Source organism: Streptomyces rectiviolaceus (genome assembly GCF_039533825.1).
Classification (GTDB): domain Bacteria; phylum Actinomycetota; class Actinomycetes; order Streptomycetales; family Streptomycetaceae; genus Streptomyces; species Streptomyces rectiviolaceus.
Genome location: NZ_BAAAUG010000018.1, coordinates 13,056 through 29,439, shown reverse-complemented (window position 1 = coordinate 29,439; position 16,384 = coordinate 13,056). Strand labels below are relative to the sequence as shown.

Here is a 16,384-nt window from a genome sequence, read left to right as displayed (position 1 = left end):
CTTTCCCGCAATGCGTTCTCGGGAAGCCGCTACACCCTGCTGCCGCGCTCCCGCCGCGAGACCACGGCCCGCAGGACCCGCCGCCCCTCGATGGACACTTCCAACGCCTGCCGCAGCGCCCCGGCGCCCGCGCCCTGATTGGCGAGCAGCTCCAGGATCCGCACCTGTCGCCGCAACTCGGCGGCGACCAGCGGCGACATCCCTTCCGTACGCCCCTCGCGCCGCGCGCTCAGGGACGAGGGCCTGGCGCCTCCGTCCGGCGCGGTGTCGAGCAGCCGGTGGATCTGCAGCGCGGCGACGGAGCAGGCGTCGGCCCACTCCCGCAGCTCGGCGGCGGAACGAGTGGAGGGCACGGCGCCGAGCATGCGGTACACGAGGGTGATGGCCTCGTCCGCGGAGGAGTCCTCCAGGACGTCCGAACCACCCAGCTTCACCCGCACATCGGCGAGCGCCACGTCCCAGGCCCCGCCCTCCGCGAGACTCCCCCACAGCGGGCGAAGCACCTCGTCGCCGCCGCCGAGAAGCGGAACACACCGGTCGAGGCAGGCGAGCCCGCTCGCCGCCAGACCCCTCTCGTCGGCCTCGGCAATCAGCTCGACCAGACTCGGGCCGCCCATGTCGTACGCCTCCCGTTGCGGACAATGCACGTCACCTACTGCGTGCGAGCCCCCGGGAACGTCACTGCGGCACCACGCCGAGCCTGTCGAGGAAGCGGAAGAAGAGCTCCTCCGCCGACGGCTCGGCGGCGGCGTTCAGCACATCGAGGAGCGGCGCAGCCGTCACCGTCCTGCCCGACTCCGCCGCCCATGTCACCGCCCGGTCCGCCGCGTCGCGCGGCTCCAGGAAGTAGTCGTCCAGGCTCAGGCCGTCGTCGCCGAGGTAGCCGGCCATCGCCTCGCGGGCCAGACATGTCGTCCACACGCCGCTCTCCGGGGCCGCCGCCTCGACGACCACGCAGTCGCTGTCCATGACGTAGCCGAAGAGCGCGGGCGAACCCGTCTCCAGGGCCAGGGTGTTCATGTTGCCGACGTCGCGCGTGCCGTCGCCGCCCGGCACTTCCCACACCTGCCATCCGTCGTCCCGCTGCACGAGGAGACTGAGCTCGTCCCGCACTCCCTCGACCGCCGACAGCTCCACGAGTGGCTGCTCGCTCCTGCCCACGACGTAGTAACCCCAGTAGCCCATGCCCGCGTCCCCCCGTGTACTCGACTCTGCTCAACTGCGCTCGACGGCTGCGATCGGCTTTGGCCGAATACACCACAGACGTAAGCAAGTTCGCCACCAAAAAGCCGAAAACGGATCTCGGGGACCTCTCAAACAGAGCGGACCTCTCAAACAGAGACGTGCCCACTCGGCAGCGGGCCCGACCTCGCCTTCGCGTCCTGCATCCGCGTCAGACGGCGTACGAACAAGATCGCCATCACCGCGGCCGCGATGTCCAGGACGTCCGCGAGCATCAGCCTGGAGACCGCCGCGTCGACCTCGCCGGCCTCCTCCGCGCCCCAGTACGCCGTCGTCGCCCACCGCCCGACGACGAGGCTCGCCACCCACAGCGTCCACCAGCCGTTGATCAGCGGGTGCGTGGCGCGGGCCGCGGAGTCGCCCAGGGTCATCGTCCGGTCCAGGGCCACCGAGCGTTCGCCGCTCGCGTCCCAGATGTCCAGCGCGATCCGCCGCGGGAACCACAGGTTCACCACCGGCACGAACCAGCTGCCCACCGTCCAGCCGCGCGTCTTGCTGTGGATGTGCGGCTCGAACACCTCGGCGTTCACGCGGACTCGATGGAACCAGCAGAGGAAGACGACACAGGTGGCCACGAGCGCGGCGGTCTGCAGCCAGCCGGAGACGGCGTACAGCGTGTCGGCCCGCTCGGCCTCCCGCACCAGATCCGATCCGTAACCCACGGTGTAGCGGGAGCTGAGCAGGTCGTCCATCACGTCCTGGACGACCGTGCCCGCCCACAGCGAGTACAGGTCGGCGGCGATCACGACGCCCAGCAACGCGACGGTCGCCCACGCGAGTCCGACCGGCGAGCGGAGATGGGCGGGGCGTCCGTCGGACACGTACCCGGGACGAGGCGCCGACTGCGCGTACGCGGCCGCAGTGACGCACATGTCACAGAGACCGTCCGACGTCGTCGCCGAATTGAACTGACATTCCGTGCACAGCATGGCTGAGCGACCCCCCACGGGTTCATCCACGACACAACAGAGGCCGCCCGCGTCCCTCCCCAGGGCGCCGGCGGCCTCCGGAACCTATCCCACCTGGTCGGCCAGCTTCACGAATTCTCCCCAGGGCAGGCTCGGTTCGCGCGCGTCCCACAGCTTCTGGACCGTCGCCCGCAGCGGCATCCGGATCCCCTGCGCCACCTGCTCCTGCGTCTGCGAGTCGGCCAGGTCGCACCAGACCGCGAAGGAGCCGCCGAGGATCTGGTCGTCGTACTCCGCGCTCACCGGCTTCGTCCCGCGGATCACAAGCGGGGTCCACTGCTCGTAGATCCGCTGCCCGGTCGGATAGCGGAAGGTGTTGGGCTGGCCGAGGACGTAGTAGAGGTACTCGTCGTTGTAATTGATGACCTTCCGGCCCTCCTTCAGATACTCGACCGGCTCCCTCGCCCCGATCTCCTTGCCCGTCCAGTACGCGACATCGATATCGTCGTCGGCCTTCTCGACCCCGCCGCGGAAGAACCCGTCGTTCCAGGCCCTGAGCCCGCGCTCGTAGGGGCGCATGGTCTCGGCCCGGTCGTTGAGCCAGCCGGTCGCGAGGTCCTGGACGCGGGCGTCGGACCCGTACTTCTCGCGGGCGGCGGCGGCCAGCTGCGGGTAGCTGGCCTCGGGATCGTCGACCGTGAGGGCGCGGTACTCGTCGGCGCCGAGATGCCAGTAGCGCCCCGGGAAGAGATCCGCGTACTCCTCGAGCAGATCGTCGACGATCTCCGCGGCCTGCGGCTTGGAGATGTCGACCGCGCCGCGCGCGGCGACGCCACGGGTGTCGCGGAGCTGGAGGGAGGGGTGCGCGGCGATGACCGCGCCGAGGTGGCCCGGTGAGTCGATCTCGGGCACGACCGTGATGTGGCGGCTCGCCGCGAGCTTGAGGATGCGGCGGACCTGCGCCTTGCTGAGGTGGTCGCGCGAGACGATCTCGGGGTGCGACTTCGACTCGATGCGGAAGGCCTGGTCGTCGGAGAAGTGCAGGCCGAGCTGGTTGTACTTGAGGTCGCCGAGCTCCCGGATGCGGTCCTCGATCCACGCCGCGTCGAAGTGCTTGCGCGCGATGTCGATCATGAAGCCGCGCTGGGGCTTGGCGGGGCGGTCGCGTACGACGCCTTCGGGCGCGGTCCGGTCGCCGCGCACCTCCTGCTTCAGGGTGCGGGTCCCGTAGAAGACGCCCGCTTCCTCGGGGGCGGTGATCTTCACCCGCTGCCCCTTCACGGAGAGGGTGTACGACTCGTCCCTGCCGTCGGACGTGCCGGACGCCTTGGATTCCTCCGGGGTGAGCGCGAGCTCCACGTCACCCTTGCGGGGGTCGGCGTCACCGGCGTACTTGAGCTTCAGCTCACCGGCGAGCAGCTTGCCCTCGTCCGCGAGGTCGTCGTCACCGATGACCACGCGCCCGCTGCCCGCCGGCTTCCACCCCGGCCCGCGTGCCGCGGTGTGCTCGCGTACGGCGGGGATGGTGGAGGGGGCCTTGGAGAGGGGGTACGACTTCGTGGGCGAGGGGGTCGGGGAGACGGCGGACTTGCTGTCGGAGGGGGAATTCGCGGGCGCGCTGCCATCCCCGCCGTCGGGCCAGACGGCCACGGTGAGGGCAACGGCTCCGGCGGCTACTGCGCCGACGGCGATGGCGATGGGGCGGGAGATCACTGGTCACGGCCCTTCGTCGGCCCATGCGCTGCGGGGCAAACGGGCGGGTGGGCGGGAAAGATCCGCCGCGAAGCGGCGGCACAGAGAGCCCCCCACCGGGCGGCACGGGCGGCAGTCATCCGCACACGGTAAAGCGGGGCCCGCGGCCGTATCGTCCACCACGCGAAGCGAAACTCTCCCATCCGGGTGAAATTCACGCATCCGTCAGACAGTCCTCACCACGCCTCGCTACCGTTACGACAAATCCCCCACCCGTACCTCATCGATGCCCCCTGCCCAGGAGCCCCCGCTGCCCCCGCACAGTTCACCCAGCCCTCCGGCGGAGCCGAACCACACCCCGGAGCAACTGAACACCGCAGAGCCCGGCGCAGCCGAAGCCGCCTTCCTCACCTGCTGCGGCAGCCACCTCTGGGCCCATCGGCTTGTCGCCCACCGGCCGTACCCCGACCTGGGCGCCCTGCTCGCCGCGTCCGACGAAGCGGCGTACGACCTGCCGCTCGCGGACCTCGCCGAGGCCCTGGCCTGCGAACCTCTGCGTCCGGTCATCCCCCGTCAGGGGACCTACACCGCCGCCCACACCGCCCTGCGGGCCGCGCACGCCGCGTACGAGAGCCGCTTCGGTCACGTCTTCGTGATCTGCCTGGACGACGTCCCGCCGAGCCAGGCCCTTGACCATCTGCTCGCCGGGATCCGCGCCCGTCTCGCCAACGACCCGGAGGAAGAGCGGGTCCTGGCGGCCGAGGAGATGAGGAAGCTCGCCCGCGGGCGACTCACCCGACTCGTTCACGACCTGAATAGCCCGTACGTGCCTGTTTGATTGCCTGTTTGATCACACCTGGCTACCCCGCGCGAGCGAACCGACAACTCGTCGATACGATGACGAGCGGCCGGTGGACCGTACCCGGCCGGGCCCGTCCGACCACCCAAGCCGGCTGGCCCCAATCCCCGCTCCCGGAGGGTTCTGCCGTGCCGGCTGGAACGCTGTACCGCGGCCGGGAAGGAATGTGGTCCTGGGTGGCTCACCGAGTCACCGGCGTCCTCATCTTCTTCTTCCTGTTCGTGCATGTGCTGGACACCGCTCTCGTCCGCGTCTCCCCGGAGGCGTACGACGATGTCGTCAGCACCTACAAGACGCCCCTCGTCGCACTCCTTGAGTACGGCCTGGTCGCCGCCATCCTCTTCCACGCGCTGAACGGCCTGCGTGTCATCGCCGTCGACTTCTGGTCGAAGGGCCCGCGCTTCCAGAAGCAGATGCTCTGGACCGTGATGGGTATCTGGATCGTCCTGATGGTGGGGGCGCTCTACCCGGTCCTCGGCCACGCCGTCCGCGAAGTCTTCGGGAGCTGACGCCAGATGTCCGACACCACGCTCGAGAAGTCCGGAGTGGGCCCCGTCGAAGGCGCCTCGCTCTACGGCGTCGACAACCCGGCCCCCCTCATCGAGGCGCCGCGCAAGCGCACCTCCAAGACCCCGCGCTCGACCCGCGGCAACTTCGAGATGGCCGCATGGCTCTTCATGCGCCTGTCCGGCGTCGTCCTGGTCGTCCTGGTCCTCGGCCACCTGCTGATCCAGCTGGTGCTCGACGGCGGAGTGAGCAAGATCGGCTTCGCTTTCGTCGCCGGTCGCTGGGCCTCGCCGTTCTGGCAGGTCTGGGACCTGCTGATGCTGTGGCTCGCGATGCTGCACGGGGCCAACGGCCTGCGCACGGTCATCAACGACTACGCGGAGCGCGCCAACACGCGCCTGTGGCTCAAGGGCCTGCTGTACACCGCCACGGTGTTCACCATCCTTCTGGGCACGCTGGTGATCTTCACCTTCGACCCGAACATCCGCTAAAGCCGAGGCGAACCCAGTGAAGATTCACAAGTACGACACTGTCATCGTCGGCGCCGGCGGCGCGGGCATGCGCGCGGCCATCGAGGCGACGAAGCGCAGCCGGACCGCGGTCCTGACGAAGCTCTACCCGACCCGCTCCCACACGGGCGCGGCGCAGGGCGGCATGGCCGCCGCGCTCGCCAACGTGGAGGAGGACAACTGGGAGTGGCACACCTTCGACACGATCAAGGGCGGCGACTACCTGGTCGACCAGGACGCCGCCGAGATCCTGGCGAAGGAGGCCATCGACGCGGTCCTCGACCTGGAGAAGATGGGCCTGCCCTTCGGCCGCACTCCCAAGGGTGAGATCGACCAGCGCCGTTTCGGCGGTCACTCCCGCAACCACGGCGAGGCTCCTGTCCGCCGTGCCTGCTACTCGGGCGACCGCACCGGCCACATGATCCTCCAGACGCTGTACCAGAACTGCATCAAGGAGGGCGTGGAGTTCTTCAACGAGTTCTACGTCCTCGACCAGCTCCTCGTGGAGGTCGACGGCGTCAAGAAGAGCGCGGGCGTCGTCGCCTACGAACTGGCGACCGGCGAGATCCACATCTTCCAGGCGAAGGCCGTGGTCTACGCGTCGGGCGGCACCGGCAAGTTCTTCAAGGTGACGTCGAACGCGCACACGCTGACGGGCGACGGCCAGGCGGCCTGCTACCGCCGCGGCCTGCCGCTGGAGGACATGGAGTTCTTCCAGTTCCACCCGACCGGCATCTGGCGCATGGGCATCCTCCTGACGGAAGGCGCCCGTGGTGAGGGCGGCATCCTCCGTAACAAGGACGGCGAGCGCTTCATGGAGAAGTACGCGCCGGTGATGAAGGACCTCGCGTCGCGCGACGTGGTTTCGAGGTCCATCTACACGGAGATCCGAGAGGGCCGCGGCTGCGGTCCCGAGGGCGACCACGTGTACCTGGACCTGACGCACCTCCCGCCGGAGCAGCTGGACGCCAAGCTGCCCGACATCACGGAGTTCGCTCGCACCTACCTCGGCATCGAGCCCTACACGGACCCGATCCCGATCCAGCCGACCGCGCACTACGCCATGGGCGGCATCCCGACGAACGTCCAGGGTGAGGTCCTCGCGGACAACACCACGGTGGTCCCGGGCCTGTACGCGGCGGGCGAGGTCGCCTGCGTCTCCGTGCACGGCGCCAACCGCCTCGGCACCAACTCGCTCCTGGACATCAACGTCTTCGGCAAGCGCGCGGGCATCGCCGCCGCGGAGTACTCGGCGAAGAACGACTTCGTGGAGCTCCCGGAGAACCCCGAGGAGCTGGTCGCCGCCCAGGTCGAGCGCCTGCGCGACGCCACGGGCAACGAGCGGGTCGCCGAGCTCCGCAAGGAGCTGCAGGAGACCATGGACGCCAACGTCATGGTGTTCCGCACGGAGCAGACGATCAAGACGGCGGTGGAGAAGATCGCGGAGCTCCGCGAGCGCTACCTCAACGTCTCGATCCAGGACAAGGGCAGGCGCTTCAACACCGACCTCCTGGAGGCCGTCGAGCTGGGCAACCTGCTCGACCTGGCCGAGGTCATGGCGCAGTCGGCCCTGGCCCGCAAGGAGTCGCGCGGCGGTCACTACCGCGAGGACTTCCCGAACCGCGACGACGTCAACTTCATGCGCCACACCATGGCGTACCGCGAGGTAGGCGACGACGGCGCCGAGTCGATCCGACTCGACTACAAGCCGGTCGTGCAGACCCGCTACCAGCCGATGGAGCGTAAGTACTGATGGCAACCCCGACCCTCGACAAGGAAGACGCCAAGCCCGAGGCCGGCTTCGCCGACTCCCCGTACATCACGGTCACCTTCCGCATCCGCCGCTTCAACCCGGAGATCTCGGCGGACGCGACGTGGGAAGACTTCCAGCTGGAGATCGACCCCAAGGAGCGTGTCCTCGACGCCCTCCACAAGATCAAGTGGGACATGGACGGAACGCTGACGTTCCGCCGTTCCTGCGCCCACGGCATCTGCGGCTCGGATGCCATGCGCATCAACGGCCGCAACCGGCTGGCCTGCAAGACCCTGATCAAGGACATCAACCCGTCCAAGCCGATCACGGTCGAGGCCATCAAGGGTCTGACGGTCCTGAAGGACCTGGTCGTCGACATGGACCCGTTCTTCCAGGCGTACCGGGACGTCATGCCGTTCCTGGTCACCACCGGCAACGAGCCGACGCGCGAGCGCCTGCAGTCGCCGGAGGACCGCGAGCGGTTCGACGACACGACGAAGTGCATCCTCTGCGCGGCCTGCACGTCCTCGTGCCCTGTCTTCTGGAACGACGGCCAGTACTTCGGCCCGGCCGCGATCGTCAACGCGCACCGTTTCATCTTCGATTCGCGTGACGAGGCGGGCGAGCAGCGCCTGGAGATCCTGAACGACAAGGACGGCGTGTGGCGTTGCCGCACGACGTTCAACTGCACGGACGCGTGCCCGCGTGGCATCGAGGTCACGAAGGCGATCCAGGAAGTGAAGCGGGCACTGATCACGCGTCGCTTCTGAGTTCTTCTTCGTCCGTACGTTGACATGGGCCCCGCTCCTTCGAGGAGCGGGGCCCATGTGCGTACTCAACGGCCTCACAGATAGCGTGTATTCGCTTGTGCCACCCCCCACCACACGTACGCGCACCACCCACCACCCACCACCCACTCCACCCCACGGGAGAGTCCAGAGTGAACCGCTCCATCCGTCTCATGACGGCCGCGCTGACCGCGTCCGCGGCCCTGCTGTTGACCGCGTGCGGATCGGGAGGCGGCGACAAGGACTCCTCGGACAAGATCGAGGGGGCGGGGGGCGGCGGTTCGAAGGCTTCCGCGAGCCCTTCGGCGAAGCCGGGCGGTGCGAAGCGTCCTGAGGTGGAGCTGCCGGGTTCTTTCAAGGCCGACTTCGCCGGCTGGCAGAACAGTGATCCGAAGAAGCAGGCGATCCTGGATGACGGCAAGGAGCGCCTGAAGGCGGAGTACTTGGCCATCATCGACTCGGACCCGCAGTCCAAGGCCGTGAGCTTCTACAACTCGCAGCAGGCGTTGACGTCGTCCAGGACGTACATCAAGGGGTACGTGGACAACAACCACAACCTGATCGGCAAGGCCAGGGTCTTCAATCCGCAGGTGAGCATCTCCGACACCGGTGGTGGCGTGCTCTTCTACTGCGTGGACGAGAGCAAGGGCTATACCGAGGACCGCAAAACCAAGGAGAAGACGGGCACCCCTGACGATGTGAACCCCGTCCTCCAGTACCGCACCACCCTGAAGAAGACGTCCGAGGGCGTCTGGAGCACCGTTTCGCTCCAGACGGTGCGCGGGGGTTGCGACAAGTGATGAAGTCAATTGGGAAGTCTCTCCCCGTGCTCACCACGCTGGTGCTGGCCCTCGGCGCCTGGCCGACGGCGGCGCACGCCTTCGGTGAGGACAAGGACCACCAGCCCCCCGGCCCGTCCGGCGGTGCCTCCGGCAACTCACTCAACGCAGGGGCCACTGCCACGAGCGTGACGGTCGAGCAGGTCTCCGGCGGGAAGCCGGGCAAGTCCGGCAAGGGCCTCGCCCCCGTGGACCCGAACTGGAAGCCCCCTGCCTGCTGGTACGAACCCGTGGCGACGTCCGAGCAGGTGAAGGCCGCGACGGAGCGGCTCAAGAAGAACCCCAACGAGAACTTGGTCCCGGTCACACCCACGCTCAGCTGGGGCGAGCAGCTGATGGTGGACAACTACGAGAAGGGCACGCCGCAGAGCGACGGCACCAAGAGCTACAAGAACTTCAACCTCGGCAAGGACGGCAAGTTCTGGCGCGGTGTCGTCAACCCTGACATGGAGGACGATCCGGAGGCGTACAACTGCCAGGAGACCCTCTTCTGGCAGGATGCCGGGACCCTTCCAAAGATCGCCAACGCCCCCTCACCCAAGGTCCTCGCCTCGTACGCGTACGACAAGGTCAAGGTCCCGGACACCAAGGTCGAGCTGAAGCCGGAAGGCAAGTCGACGGTGAACCTGCCGACCTGGGTCTGGCTCGACAAGGGCACCTTCGAGGACGTCAAGGTCCGCGCCGAGCTGCCCGGTACGGGAGTGTGGGCGGAGACCACGGCGAAGCCGGTCAGCCTGCACCTGGAGCCCGGCACGCCGGACGCGCAGACCTTCCCCGCGTCCGCCGAGTGCAAGGTCAACGACGACGGCAGCATCGGCACCCCGTACACGAAGGGCTCCTCCAAGGAGGACCCGCCGTGCGGCATCGCGTACCTGCGAGCCACCGGAGGCAAGCCGTTCCAGCTGAAGGCGTCCATCACCTGGGAGATCACCTGGGAAGGCTCCGGCGGCACCGGCGGCGACCTCCCGAATGGAACCTTCGACGGGACTCAGGACATCAACGTCCAAGAGATCCAGTCCATCAACCGATAGACGACGGTACGAGCAAGACGGGGGAAGCGGCATGGGGGGCAACCGTCCAGCGGATTGGCATGTCCTGGACTTGGACAAGGACCCGACGCCCGGTGATCCGGACCGGGTCCGGAACCTGGCGAAGAACCTGCACGACTTCGCCGACGACGTCTCGAAGGTGCTCCGCGATATCAAGGGGATGGCGGGCGAGGACGCGATCCTCACCTGGGCGGGCAAGACCGCGGAGTCCTTCACGGCGGAGTTCGAGGACGCGCCGGGCAAGCTGAAGAAGCTCAAGAAGAGCTACGAGATGGCTGGCGACGCGCTGTCCACCTACTGGCCGGAGCTGGAGCGCGCCCAGGCCCTGGCGGACAAGGCTCTGGTCAAGGGCCGTGAGGCGCAAGGGGACTTGAGCAGCGCCCAGACCCGGCTGACGTCGGCCGACTCGTGGATGGACAAGGCGGGCAAGGAAGCCGACAAGTACAAGGACGACAAGGACTCCGGGAAAGACGTCCCCAAGCCGGATCCGGACAAGGTCAAGGCCGCCACCCGCAACGCCAACTCCGCCGAGAAGGCCCAGAGCGCCGCGAAGTCGGATGTGTCCGCCGCGAAGAGCAACCTCGACGCCGCGAAGAAGATGGCCGAGGACGCGCGCAAGATGCGCGAGGACGCGGCGGGGACGGCGAAGAAGAAGCTGGAAGACGCTTCCGACGCGGGTATTCAGAACCGCAAGTGGTGGGAGGAGGTCGGGGACTGGGTCACCGACAACTGGGACACCATCGTCGCCGTCTGCAAGGTCGTCGTCGCCGTCCTGGGCGTCATCGCGATGATCATCGGCGGGCCGATCCTCGGCGCCATCGTGCTGATTGCCGCCCTGGTCGTCCTGGCCGACACCCTCCATAAGTATGCGAACGGGGAAGCAGGGCTGCTCGACGTCGCTTTCGCCGCCCTGGACTGCATCCCCGGCATGAAGGGCCTCACCAGCCTCCGCGGCCTCGCCAAGGGCATGAAGGGCCTCAAGGCCGGGATGAAGGGCCTGGCCCTCGGCGCCAAGGGACTCGGCAAGGGCGCCCGCGCGATGGGCCGGCCGATGAAGAAGCTCTTCACCTGCGGAGACCCGATCGACATGGCCACCGGCGACATGGTCATGTCCGAGACCGACGTGGACCTGCCCGGAGTTCTCCCACTGGAGCTGGAGCGTCACCACCGCACCGGCCTGCGGTCCGGCCGCTGGTTCGGGCCCGGTTGGGCCTCGACACTCGACCAGCGCCTCATCCTCGACCAGGGCGGCGCTCGGTTCACGTCGGCCGACGGAATGGTCCTCCACTACCCTGCACCGAACCCGAACGACCCCGTCCACCCTGTCGAGGGGCCGCGCTGGCCACTGGAGTGGGATGGCGCCATGGGCGGCGCCATGTCCGTGCGACAGCCCGAGTCCGGCCTCACCCTCGAGTTCCGGCCCCTCCCTGGCCGCTCCGCCGCTGAACTTCCCCTCGCAGCCATCACGGACCGTAACGGCAACGCGATTCGCCTGGAGTACGGAGCGGACGGGGTGCCGCAAGAGGTGGTCCACACCGGCGGTTACCGCATCGGACTGACCTCGGAGCACGGCCGGATCACCGCCCTCACCCTGCTCAACGACCCCGAACAGCCCGTCCTCCTGCGCTACGGCTACGACCCCCTCGGCAACCTGACCGAGATCTACAACTCGTCCGGCCTGCCCTTGAAACTCAGCTACGACGAGAAGCGCCGGATCACCGGCTGGGAGGACCGCAACGGCACGTGGTACCGCTATGTGTACGACATCGATGACCGCTGTGTTCGCACCAACGGCACCGACGGCATCCTCGACTACTCCTACACATACGACACCGAAGGCCATAGGTCCCTGGCGACCAACTCTCTCGGTCACACCACGACTTACCAGTTCAACGACGCCTTCCAGCTCGTCGCCGAGACCGATCCCCTGGGACACACCACTACCCGCACCTGGGACCGCTACGACAATCTCGAATCCCTGACGGACCCTCTCGGCCGCACCACCACGTACGCATATGACGAAAGCGGCAACACCAAGCGCGTCGTCCATCCGGACGGCAGCAGCGCCCAGTACGAGTACGACGACTCCGGAGCGCTGACCGCGGCCACGGAACAAGACGGCGCCCATTGGCAGTACGAGCACGACGGCCGCAAAAACATCATCGCGTCCACCGACCCTGCCGGTGCCGTCACCAGGTATACCTACGACGCGCGGGGTGCCGTCGCGACCGTCACCGACCCACTCGGCCATGAGAGCCGGGTCGAGAGCTGCAGGGCCGGCCTTGCCACGGCGGTGACCACTCCTCTCGGCGCGACCACCCGGTTCGAGCACGACGCCTTCGGACGCGTCAGCAGGGTCCGCGAACCGGACGCGGCAACCACCAAGGTCGCCTGGACCGTCGAAGGGCTTCCGGCTCACCGCCAGTTCCCCGACGGCACCTCCGAGAGGTGGATGTACGACGCCGAGGGCAACACTCTGGCGCATGCCGACGCAAAGGGCGCCGTCGCCCGCTTCGACATAGCCCCCTTCGACCGGAGTGCCGCCCGGACCGCTCCGGATGGCACACGGATCGAGTTCACCTACGACACCGAGCTCCGGCCGGTCATCGTGAAGAACGCCCAAGGACAGACCTGGACGTACGAGTACGACTCCGTCGGCAATATCGCTCGGGAGACCGACTTCAACGGCCGAACGGTGACCTACCGGCATGACGCCGTCGGCCACATCACAGAACGCACCAACGGTGCGGGGCAGACCATCCGCTACGTCCGCGATCTCCTCGACCGCGTCATCGAGCAGCGTGACTCCGACAACAACGTCACCCGCTTCGAGTACGACCAGGGCGGAGCCATCGTCCGGGCGGCCAACCAGGACGCCGAGCTCACGTTCACGTATGACGTACACGGTCGAGTGCTGTCCGAGAGCTGCAACGGCCGTGTACTGACCAATGACTACGACACCGTGGGCCGTCGCGTGCGGCGGCGTACCCCCAGCGGCGTCCTCAGCGAATGGCAGTACGACTCCGAGCACAAGGCGGTCGAGTTGCGCGGCTCCGGCCGCACGGTCCGCTTCGGCTACGATCCGGCCGGGAACGAGACGCGCCGCGAACTCCCGGCGGGCACCTCGCTCGTCCATGAGTGGAGCGCAGGCCACCGCCTGACGTCCCAGGCGGTGCGCGCTCCGGGGGCGAAGACCGCCACCGTCGACCGCAGCTACTCCTACCGCGCCGACGGGCTGATCCGGTCCGTCACCGATGCCGCATCGGGAACCTCCACCTACGAGCTCGACGTGAATGGAAGGGTCACCGCCGTAGCGGCCGGGGAACGAAGCGAGACGTACTCCTACGACAAGCTGGGCAACCTCATCCACTCGGCGTCAACAGGCCGCCACGAGGCCGGCGTCCAGGGGCGTATGACGTACACCGGCACTCTGGTGCAGACAGCCGGCCGGTCTCGCTATGAGCACGACGGGCAGGGCCGCGTGGTCCGCCATACCCGCTCCCTCCTCTCCGGTGGGGCCCGCACCTGGCTCTTCGCCTGGGACGCGGAGGACCGCCTCCGTGAGGTCACCACCCCGGACGGGCGGCGCTGGCGCTACCGCTATGACCCGCTCGGCAGGCGCATCGCGAAAGAGCTGCTCTCCGCGAGCGGCGAATCAGTGATCGATCGCACCGACTTCGTCTGGGACGGCACTCGTCTGGCCGAAGAGAGTCACGCGATCCCCGGCAAGGGTGACGAGAATCGGATCACCACCTGGGACTGGGAGCCGGGCGGCGATCGTCCGATCACACAGAGGAACCGCTCCGGAGACTCTCCTGACGAGCGGAGCGGAGCGGACCTGAGGGACCGGTTGGACGAGCAGGACCAACTGGACCAACTGGACCAGCGGGACTGGGTCGACGAGCAGTTCTACTCCATCGTCACCGACCTCGTCGGCACCCCCACCGAACTCGTCGACGAGGCCGGGCGGACGGCCTGGCGATTCCGCACCTCCCTATGGGGCCTGCCCCTTCAGGACGCGCCAGAGGAAGTCGACTGCCCACTGCGTTTCCCCGGGCAGTATCACGATGCCGAGACCGGCCTCCACTACAACCACTATCGCTATTACGACCCCAGCACCGCGCGCTATCACAGCCCGGACCCGCTCGGTCTCGATCCGGCGCCGCATCACCACAACTACGTGATCAATCCGCTCACTTGGATTGACCCGCTGGGTCTCGCGCCGTCCTGCAAGGCCGTTATCCGGCACTACACGGACAAGAACGGCTACCAGAAGATCATGAGCGGCGGAAGCAAGGACGGGATCACCCTCAAGGTGCCCAAGAGCTCGAAGGGCAAGAACGCGTCCGCGGTCTATGTGACCCCCATGAGCCCGGCCGATGTCGCCAAGAAACCGGGTGGGTTCAAGTCCTATCTTGGTCTCACCAGGGAGAAGAGCTCGCACATGATCGAGTTCGAGGTCGACAAGAAGCTGTTCTCGGGCCGCCTCCCGGGCAGCCGGAGCCACGTCTGGTTCTCCAACAGCGATGTCACCATTCCCCGGGATGCGATCAGGTACCACGGCCCTACATCAGGCTGGAAAGCCTGAACTGACCAAACCGAACTGCACAGGCAAGGAATCCATGGAAATCACCGGGCACTCAAGCGACTTCATCGCAGATACCGCGTTCCCTGCGGCGGTGAAGCAGTTCGTCATGCGGCAGCAACAGCGATGGCCTGGCTTGTTCCTCTACGGAGAACCGGCCGGTGCGGAATCCTTGGCCGACTGGAAGCTCCCGGATGACGATGATGACGATGACTACTCGGGCATCGTCACCTTCTCGGCAGGCCAGGAGATGGAGGATTTCTGGGAGGAGAACGGCTACGCACTCGACGACGCGGGGGAAGGGCCCTTCTCGGTCTTCTACCGGCTCCATCCGCAGCCACTGCGGGCCGGGCAGGTGACAGGAGTCCAGTGCACGGATCCCGAGGCCGCGGCAGCCGTCGAGGGCACGGGACTTCTGCTGGCCGAGTACTTCGCCGTCAGTCTCGTCACGCCGGAGGATCCGGCCACCGACCCGTTCTCAGGGCGTGTCCTGGTCGATTTCCTCGAGTCGTTCGGCTCGCCCCTGCGTTGACCGTGCGCACCCCCGGCGCGGCGCCGTTCAGGTCTCGGACAATGATCCTATTCTGACGACATGTCAGACATGTCGCATGAATCGCATGAGCGGTCTTTCGACCTGCTCGGCTTCGACAACGTCCTCTTCCCCGTCGGCAACCTCGAAGAAGCCGTCAGCTTCTACGAGCGTGCCGGGTTCCCCGTGACGCACCGGATCGACGAGATCGGGCTCGCGATCCTGAAGGTGGGGAAAGAGACGCCCGGGATTCTGTTGCGGGTGGAGGAAGGCGTCGAGCATCGGCCGTCGGCGTGGGCCACGCCCCGGGTGTGGATCGAGGTGGGGGACGCTCGGGCTGCCGGGCGGGCCCTTGAGGCCGCCGGGGTCAAGGCGCTCGCGCCGCCCTCCTCCGTGGCCACCGGGTGGACCGTCGAGGTCTCCGATCCGTGGGGGAACGTCGTGGGGTTCACCGACTACCGCAAGCGGCCCGAGCTGGCTCGGAGCTAGCGCACAGGTACCCCCGGGGCGCGGGTTACTGCCAGCGCGCCCCGCCACCCTCCTCCGCCACCACCATGATGCGGCGCAGCATGTCCGAGAGCTGCGCCCGCTCCTCCTTGGGGAGCGCCCCGAGGAGGCGGTACTCCTCGTGGCCCAGTACGTCCATCGCGCCCAGCCAGATCGACCGGCCCGACTTCGTCAGCTCCACGTCCACCCGGCGACGGTCCGCCTTTGACGGCGTGCGGCGGATCAGGCCGCGCCGTTCCAGGCCGTCCAGGCGGCCGGTCACGGATGCGGGGGCCAGGTCCAGGTCGGCGGCCAGCTGCGACGGGGTTGCCCGGCCGCCGCGGCCCGCCAGTTTGTGAAGGGTGTCGAACTCGGGGCGTTCCAGGTCGAAGTCGACCAGGGACTGCTCGCGCACCCGGCGCAGATGGACGGTGAGCTTCTTCATGCGCGTGACCGCGCCCTCGATGTCCGGGTCGAGGGCGGGGAGCACCGGCAGCCAGCGCTCCACGTGATCGTCGGTCCAGTCGCGCGACGGCTCGCCTTCCTTCGCCCTCAAGGCCTCGCCCACGTCCTTGTTCTCGTGCCTCTTCGCCATGCACAGCAGCCTACGTCGGTGTGGTTCGGCTCCTGATATTTCG

At 67.8% G+C, this 16,384-nt stretch carries 15 protein-coding genes; 10 read left to right on the top strand and 5 right to left on the bottom strand.

Translation table 11 applies throughout. From position 1 onward, the window contains the following. Positions 1-29 precede the first annotated feature (29 nt). The 4 genes from ABD378_RS04210 to ABD378_RS04195 all read right to left on the bottom strand — a co-directional run bounded on the left by ABD378_RS04210 (position 30) and on the right by ABD378_RS04195 (position 3,863). On the bottom strand, positions 30-617 hold the full coding sequence (locus tag ABD378_RS04210) for a hypothetical protein (RefSeq protein ID WP_344518982.1): 588 nt from the start codon (positions 615-617) through the stop codon (positions 30-32). Positions 618-678: 61 nt separating this feature from the next. Further along, complete coding sequence (locus ABD378_RS04205) at positions 679-1,185, bottom strand: hypothetical protein (RefSeq protein ID WP_344518980.1); 507 nt, start codon at positions 1,183-1,185, stop codon at positions 679-681. A gap of 146 nt (positions 1,186-1,331) precedes the next feature. Beyond that, a complete protein-coding gene (locus ABD378_RS04200; RefSeq protein ID WP_344518979.1) occupies positions 1,332-2,114 on the bottom strand; it encodes a DUF4328 domain-containing protein in 783 nt (260 codons plus the stop codon). A 141-nt stretch (positions 2,115-2,255) separates the two neighbouring features. Beyond that, on the bottom strand, positions 2,256-3,863 hold the full coding sequence (locus ABD378_RS04195) for a beta-N-acetylhexosaminidase (protein WP_386544145.1): 1,608 nt from the start codon (positions 3,861-3,863) through the stop codon (positions 2,256-2,258). 265 nt (positions 3,864-4,128) lie between these two features. Here ABD378_RS04195 and ABD378_RS04190 point away from each other — a divergent pair, with 265 nt between their 5' ends. The 10 genes from ABD378_RS04190 (at position 4,129) to ABD378_RS04145 (ending at position 15,749) form a co-directional block, all read left to right on the top strand. Next, positions 4,129-4,680, top strand: coding sequence for a 2-oxo-4-hydroxy-4-carboxy-5-ureidoimidazoline decarboxylase (locus ABD378_RS04190; protein WP_344518978.1), 552 nt, complete (start codon positions 4,129-4,131; stop codon positions 4,678-4,680). Between the two features lie 149 nt (positions 4,681-4,829). Then, the gene (sdhC, locus tag ABD378_RS04185; protein ID WP_160506796.1) at positions 4,830-5,210 is read left to right on the top strand and encodes a succinate dehydrogenase, cytochrome b556 subunit; all 381 of its coding nucleotides are present in this window, start codon (positions 4,830-4,832) and stop codon (positions 5,208-5,210) included. 6 nt (positions 5,211-5,216) lie between these two features. Then, positions 5,217-5,699 carry a succinate dehydrogenase hydrophobic membrane anchor subunit gene (locus ABD378_RS04180; protein ID WP_344518977.1) on the top strand — a complete coding sequence of 161 codons (483 nt, stop codon included), beginning with the start codon at positions 5,217-5,219 and terminating at the stop codon, positions 5,697-5,699. Positions 5,700-5,715: 16 nt separating this feature from the next. Continuing rightward, a complete protein-coding gene (sdhA, locus tag ABD378_RS04175; protein WP_344518976.1) occupies positions 5,716-7,470 on the top strand; it encodes a succinate dehydrogenase flavoprotein subunit in 1,755 nt (584 codons plus the stop codon). Continuing rightward, positions 7,470-8,240, top strand: a complete 771-nt coding sequence (locus tag ABD378_RS04170; protein WP_344518974.1) for a succinate dehydrogenase iron-sulfur subunit — start codon at positions 7,470-7,472, stop codon at positions 8,238-8,240. Before sdhA ends, ABD378_RS04170 begins: the two co-directional genes overlap by 1 nt. 170 nt (positions 8,241-8,410) lie before the next feature. Then, complete coding sequence (locus ABD378_RS04165; protein WP_344518973.1) at positions 8,411-9,058, top strand: hypothetical protein; 648 nt, start codon at positions 8,411-8,413, stop codon at positions 9,056-9,058. Next, positions 9,058-10,128: a hypothetical protein gene (locus ABD378_RS04160; protein ID WP_344518972.1), complete on the top strand. Its 1,071-nt coding sequence runs from the start codon at positions 9,058-9,060 to the stop codon at positions 10,126-10,128. Before ABD378_RS04165 ends, ABD378_RS04160 begins: the two co-directional genes overlap by 1 nt. Before the next feature lie 31 nt (positions 10,129-10,159). Then, positions 10,160-14,734: a DUF6531 domain-containing protein gene (locus ABD378_RS04155; RefSeq protein WP_344518971.1), complete on the top strand. Its 4,575-nt coding sequence runs from the start codon at positions 10,160-10,162 to the stop codon at positions 14,732-14,734. Positions 14,735-14,768: 34 nt separating this feature from the next. Beyond that, positions 14,769-15,263 carry a hypothetical protein gene (locus ABD378_RS04150; RefSeq protein WP_344518970.1) on the top strand — a complete coding sequence of 165 codons (495 nt, stop codon included), beginning with the start codon at positions 14,769-14,771 and terminating at the stop codon, positions 15,261-15,263. 69 nt (positions 15,264-15,332) lie between these two features. Further along, entirely contained in the window at positions 15,333-15,749 is a 417-nt protein-coding gene (locus ABD378_RS04145) for a VOC family protein (RefSeq protein ID WP_386546728.1), read from the top strand. A 25-nt stretch (positions 15,750-15,774) separates the two neighbouring features. Here the strand turns inward: ABD378_RS04145 and ABD378_RS04140 are convergent, their stop codons facing one another. Then, a complete protein-coding gene (locus ABD378_RS04140; RefSeq protein ID WP_344518967.1) occupies positions 15,775-16,341 on the bottom strand; it encodes a MarR family winged helix-turn-helix transcriptional regulator in 567 nt (188 codons plus the stop codon). Between the last annotated feature and the right edge of the window lie 43 nt (positions 16,342-16,384).

Excerpts from the sequence above, each read along its gene's own strand:
- ABD378_RS04210 (WP_344518982.1), bottom strand. The coding sequence starts at position 617 with ATGGGCGGCCCGAGTCTGGTCGAGCTGATTGCCGAGGCCGACGAGAGG.
- ABD378_RS04205 (WP_344518980.1), bottom strand. The coding sequence starts at position 1,185 with ATGGGCTACTGGGGTTACTACGTCGTGGGCAGGAGCGAGCAGCCACTC.
- ABD378_RS04200 (WP_344518979.1), bottom strand. The coding sequence starts at position 2,114 with ATGTGCGTCACTGCGGCCGCGTACGCGCAGTCGGCGCCTCGTCCCGGG.
- ABD378_RS04190 (WP_344518978.1), top strand. The coding sequence starts at position 4,129 with ATGCCCCCTGCCCAGGAGCCCCCGCTGCCCCCGCACAGTTCACCCAGC.
- ABD378_RS04180 (WP_344518977.1), top strand. The coding sequence starts at position 5,217 with ATGTCCGACACCACGCTCGAGAAGTCCGGAGTGGGCCCCGTCGAAGGC.
- ABD378_RS04170 (WP_344518974.1), top strand. The coding sequence starts at position 7,470 with ATGGCAACCCCGACCCTCGACAAGGAAGACGCCAAGCCCGAGGCCGGC.
- ABD378_RS04160 (WP_344518972.1), top strand. The coding sequence starts at position 9,058 with ATGAAGTCAATTGGGAAGTCTCTCCCCGTGCTCACCACGCTGGTGCTG.
- ABD378_RS04155 (WP_344518971.1), top strand. The coding sequence starts at position 10,160 with ATGGGGGGCAACCGTCCAGCGGATTGGCATGTCCTGGACTTGGACAAG.
- ABD378_RS04150 (WP_344518970.1), top strand. The coding sequence starts at position 14,769 with ATGGAAATCACCGGGCACTCAAGCGACTTCATCGCAGATACCGCGTTC.
- ABD378_RS04145 (WP_386546728.1), top strand. The coding sequence starts at position 15,333 with ATGTCGCATGAATCGCATGAGCGGTCTTTCGACCTGCTCGGCTTCGAC.
- ABD378_RS04140 (WP_344518967.1), bottom strand. The coding sequence starts at position 16,341 with ATGGCGAAGAGGCACGAGAACAAGGACGTGGGCGAGGCCTTGAGGGCG.